At 69.9% G+C, this 3,862-nt stretch carries 5 protein-coding genes; all 5 read right to left on the reverse strand.

What is annotated here, in order from left to right; genetic code table 11:
- A partial coding sequence (locus ABD774_RS21245; protein WP_345045698.1) for an SCO6880 family protein occupies positions 1-487 on the reverse strand: 487 nt, incomplete at its 3' end.
- Positions 474-2,111 (reverse strand): TrbL/VirB6 family protein, encoded by a 1,638-nt coding sequence (locus tag ABD774_RS21250; protein ID WP_345045701.1) that lies wholly within the window; start codon positions 2,109-2,111, stop codon positions 474-476. The genes ABD774_RS21250 and ABD774_RS21245, both read right to left, overlap by 14 nt.
- Positions 2,112-2,114: 3 nt before the next feature.
- Positions 2,115-2,864, reverse strand: a complete 750-nt coding sequence (locus ABD774_RS21255) for a DUF8175 domain-containg protein (protein ID WP_345045704.1) — start codon at positions 2,862-2,864, stop codon at positions 2,115-2,117.
- Between the two features lie 26 nt (positions 2,865-2,890).
- The gene (locus tag ABD774_RS21260) at positions 2,891-3,175 is read right to left on the reverse strand and encodes a hypothetical protein (RefSeq protein ID WP_345045706.1); all 285 of its coding nucleotides are present in this window, start codon (positions 3,173-3,175) and stop codon (positions 2,891-2,893) included.
- Positions 3,176-3,188: 13 nt separating this feature from the next.
- The gene (locus ABD774_RS21265) at positions 3,189-3,797 is read right to left on the reverse strand and encodes a DUF6668 family protein (RefSeq protein ID WP_345045708.1); all 609 of its coding nucleotides are present in this window, start codon (positions 3,795-3,797) and stop codon (positions 3,189-3,191) included.
- Between the last annotated feature and the right edge of the window lie 65 nt (positions 3,798-3,862).

A 3,862-nucleotide genomic window follows, 5' to 3' on the forward strand; every position in this document is an offset into this window, starting at 1 on the left:
CCTGATCGACCAGCGCCGAGCCGTCCGGCTCGGTGCCCAGCACCACGGAGTAGTGGCCGGTCGCCGGGGTGTAGAGCAGCGCGAACCGACGCCCGTAGGAGTCGGAGTGCTCGGACAGGCGCGTCGCGGCGGCCAGGCCCGGCAGCTGGAAGGTGCCCCACAGGGCCCGGCCGGTCGGGCCGGAGGAGTACAGGTGCGCGCCGCGAGACCTCGCCGCCCACCAACCCGTCCGCGCGCCGATGCGCGAGAGCAGGTTCCGGCCGTGCCGGTCCTTCGCCAGCAGCAGCAGCAGGACCAGGCCCAGGATCGCCCCCAGGGTGACCGCCTGCCACAGACCGGCCACCATCACCGTGATGACGACAAGCACCAGGCCGGCGATCAGCACGCCGGTGCCGATGGAGCCGAGCCCCATCAGGCCCGGCGACGTCGGCCGCCGCCAGTTGCCGTACGTGCGCCGCGCGGTGCGCGTTTCCTCAACTACTGCCACTCGGACCATCCCCCGTTATCTGGTCTGCGGTGCCTTTCACGGCCGAGCTCGCGGCCTGCCCTGCCTGCAGGCCGGCCGCCACAGCGGCGCCAGCCGGTCCCGCTGCGGCTCCCGCACCCGTCGCGGCCGCGCCACCAGCGGCCGCCGAGCCGCCCGCGGCGGCACCGGTAGCGGCCCCGCCGCCCGCCGAGGCGGCCTGTGCACCTCCGGCCGCCGGAGAACCAGTTGGTGCCGGGGTGCTGCCCTTGCTCCCACCCTGACCGGCACCCGTAGGGCTCGTGGTCGTGGTGCTCGTCGTGGTGTTCGTGTTGTGGCTCGAGCGCTGCGGCGCGGCGTTCGAGGCCGCCGCAGCACCGCCGCCGCCCGCGCCGGTGGCCAGGCGGCCGACCGCCGCAGCGCCGGTCGGGATGGCGGCCATCGTCCCGGCCGCGACAGCCGCGCCTCCCCCACCAGCGGCGAGGGAACTGACCATCGGCGTCACGAACCGCATCAGCGCCGGCATCGCGAACAGCGCCAGGACCATCAGCATCAGGCCCGTGACCACGGCCAGGATGCCGGAGCCGTCATCGGCGAAGACATCGGTCCCCGTGAGCTGGAACGCGGCCGCATACACGACCGCCGCAGCCGGTTTGTAGAGGATGAACGCAACCAGCCAGCCGATGCACTTCCTGAACCAGCTCCGGCCCATCTCCGTATTCGTGAAGGAGGCCGCCAGCGGAAGGATGCCGGCGAGGATCACCAGCATCCCGCTGCGCGCGACCATCAGGACGATCTGCACCACCGAGGCCAGGATCGCGATCAGGCCGAAGATGATGACCAGGACCGAGCCGAGGGACGGCTGACCCGGCACGCCGGCAGTGGCGCCAAGCCCGAGCAGTGCACCGACGTTCTCCTCGAAGCACGCCCCGTCCGCCGCGGTCACGTCGCAGGCGAGCGAGTTGTTGATGACCCAGACCGAGAAGCGGTCAGCCGCGGTGACGAGCAGCGCGACCACCGTGACGCCGGCACCACCGACCACGGCCAGGGTGAGCAGGCTGCGCAGCAGGTCCTTGCCCGGCTCGGCACGGCTCTCCCAGAACATGCGAGCCCCGCCCACGACGACGGACAGGGCGGCCGCGATGAGCATGTACGGCCAGAGCGAGGACTGCAGAAACGCGACCGTCCCGGAAACGCCGACCGGCCCGTTCGGCAGCAGCGCCGAGACGATCGAGCCGGCACCGCCGACGAGGGCGACACCACCGAGGATCAGACCAACCTTGCCCAGGCTCGCGATACCCTCCCCCGTCCTGATCCGGGTCGCGATCAGCGCACCGAGGACCGTAAGGGCGATGATCGCCACCGCCAACGACACCCACGTGACGTACCCCAACACCGTCGTCAGCTCCCTGACCCCAGGAGCGGACGCGCCGTCCACCGAGGACGCGCCACCGGTATTCGTCAGATTCGGCGTCCCGACGTTCACCCACAACGTGCCCAGCGACGCGATGACGGACGCGAACGCCTCCAGCACCTGGTTGGCCAGGTTGTCCGTCGCATCACCTACAGCCCCTGTGACGGCGTTAGAGAGACCGTTCTTCGCGTTGCACATGACGTCGATAGCGAGGCACTTCTCGGCGGCCGCCATGGCTTATGCCCCTGCCCAGAGGACGTAACCCGTCAGGTCCGGAATCTGGCTGATTCCGCTGAGAAGTTGTCCGTCGTCTGCCGTTCGCAACTTCCAGTCACCGGCTTCCCAGACAAGGTCAAACGGCTGGGATACGAGTTCCCCCGTGGAGAGACGAAAGGCGAGGTCCACCTTCGCTGAGGTGCCGGTGTAGTTGAGGAAGCGGAAGCCGGCTACCTGCACCGTTCCGCCGGTGCTGCCGCCAGCGAGGGCTGCTTCTGCTTGCTCTGCCGCAACTTCCTTGCCGGCACCATCCGCAAGCAGTTGGACAGACTTGACGGCGAGCTCGGGGTCAGAGCCGATGGTTGCCGTGTTCGCGGCCGCAAGCAGTGCCCCCGTAGGTGTCTGTGAATAGCAGTAGCGGAAGCCGTCTTCCTCGACTTCGCCCGGACCGTGGTTCTCCACCGAGGGCGCTGCGCTGGTCCCGACGAGCTCCCATTCCGTGTCGGGTGCCGCGTTGAGTGTGCCGTCGAGCTCGACGGGCTCGAGGCCACAGACGCTTTCGCCGCCCTGGACCGACGGTGAATCGGTAGGGGCGGCGGTGGCTGTGGGTGCGAAGCTGGTCGGGGCGGTGGTCGGGTCGGGATCGTCAGGTTCTGCCACGGCCTTGTAGCCCAGGACGGCCGCCAGGATCACCACGAGTGCTACGACTATCGCTGCGGCTACAAAGCCGGGGCGGGTGTACGGGTTCTGCTCGCTGTCATCGCTCGCCATGAAGGAATCCCCCTGTCTTTGCTGGCTCAGGCGGTCATCAGGAAGCCGACGAGGGAGCCGGCTGCGCTGATGACGATCACGCCGCCCAGGGCCATGCCGATCTTCCCCGCGTGCTCGCCGCCCTCGCCGCGGCGGGACTGGATCGCCATGAGTGCGCCGGCGACCATCAGGCCGACGATGCAGATGGCGAGGGCGAGCCACTTGACCCAGCCCATGATCGAGGTGAAGCCCTCGGTGCCCGGGGGCTGGATCGGGTCAGGGTTGGGCAGCGCGACCGCGGCCTCCGCGAGCAGCATGGTCATGGTTCCCATCAGGGTCTTCCTCTCAGTTGGTGGTGCCCTCAGCACCGGCTTGAAGGAGTGCGCGCAGGTCCTCGACGAGCTTCCGCACCTCGCGCGGGGCGGTCTCCAGCGAGACGTCCTCGCCCAGACGCCAGGACTCGACCCACGGCACGTGCCACACACGGGGCACACCGCCACCGACGACCTTGATCAGGTCACGAATCGGGCGCGGGAGCCGCCCGGGGGCGTCGGCGATGACGACCAGGCCCAGGACGGTGACGCGCGGGACGATCCCCGAGGCCCACTGCGTCGCGGCGACCTGCGCCGCGCGCAGGCCGCGCACGCTGGAACGGGCGACGAGGACGGTGGGGGCTGGCGCCTGGCTGTTCACCACCAAGGGCCAGGCGTGGTCCGCGGCACGCCACCCAGGAACGAGCTCGGACAGGGTGGACTCCCCCGCTCCCCCGTGGGTGCCGAGCCACCAAAGTGGAGCGGCGGCCGAATGCTCTAGGGACGGCAGCTGGTCGACGCGATCGGGAACCGGGATGCCAGGCTGCGGTGCTGTCGCACCGGTGCTGGACGGTAGCGAGGCCGGCGGTTGCGGTGGCGCCTCTACGACCTCAGGCTGCGGAAGCCACGGGTTGCTGGTCATCGATCCCCCCAGGATTCGGACCAATGGTGACCTAGACCACCGACATGGTGTGAGATGTGCCCGTA

This window comes from Georgenia daeguensis (assembly GCF_039537705.1).
GTDB classification, from domain to species: domain Bacteria; phylum Actinomycetota; class Actinomycetes; order Actinomycetales; family Actinomycetaceae; genus Georgenia; species Georgenia daeguensis.

Excerpts from the sequence above, each read along its gene's own strand:
- ABD774_RS21250 (WP_345045701.1), bottom strand. The coding sequence starts at position 2,111 with ATGGCGGCCGCCGAGAAGTGCCTCGCTATCGACGTCATGTGCAACGCG.
- ABD774_RS21255 (WP_345045704.1), bottom strand. The coding sequence starts at position 2,864 with ATGGCGAGCGATGACAGCGAGCAGAACCCGTACACCCGCCCCGGCTTT.
- ABD774_RS21260 (WP_345045706.1), bottom strand. The coding sequence starts at position 3,175 with ATGGGAACCATGACCATGCTGCTCGCGGAGGCCGCGGTCGCGCTGCCC.
- ABD774_RS21265 (WP_345045708.1), bottom strand. The coding sequence starts at position 3,797 with ATGACCAGCAACCCGTGGCTTCCGCAGCCTGAGGTCGTAGAGGCGCCA.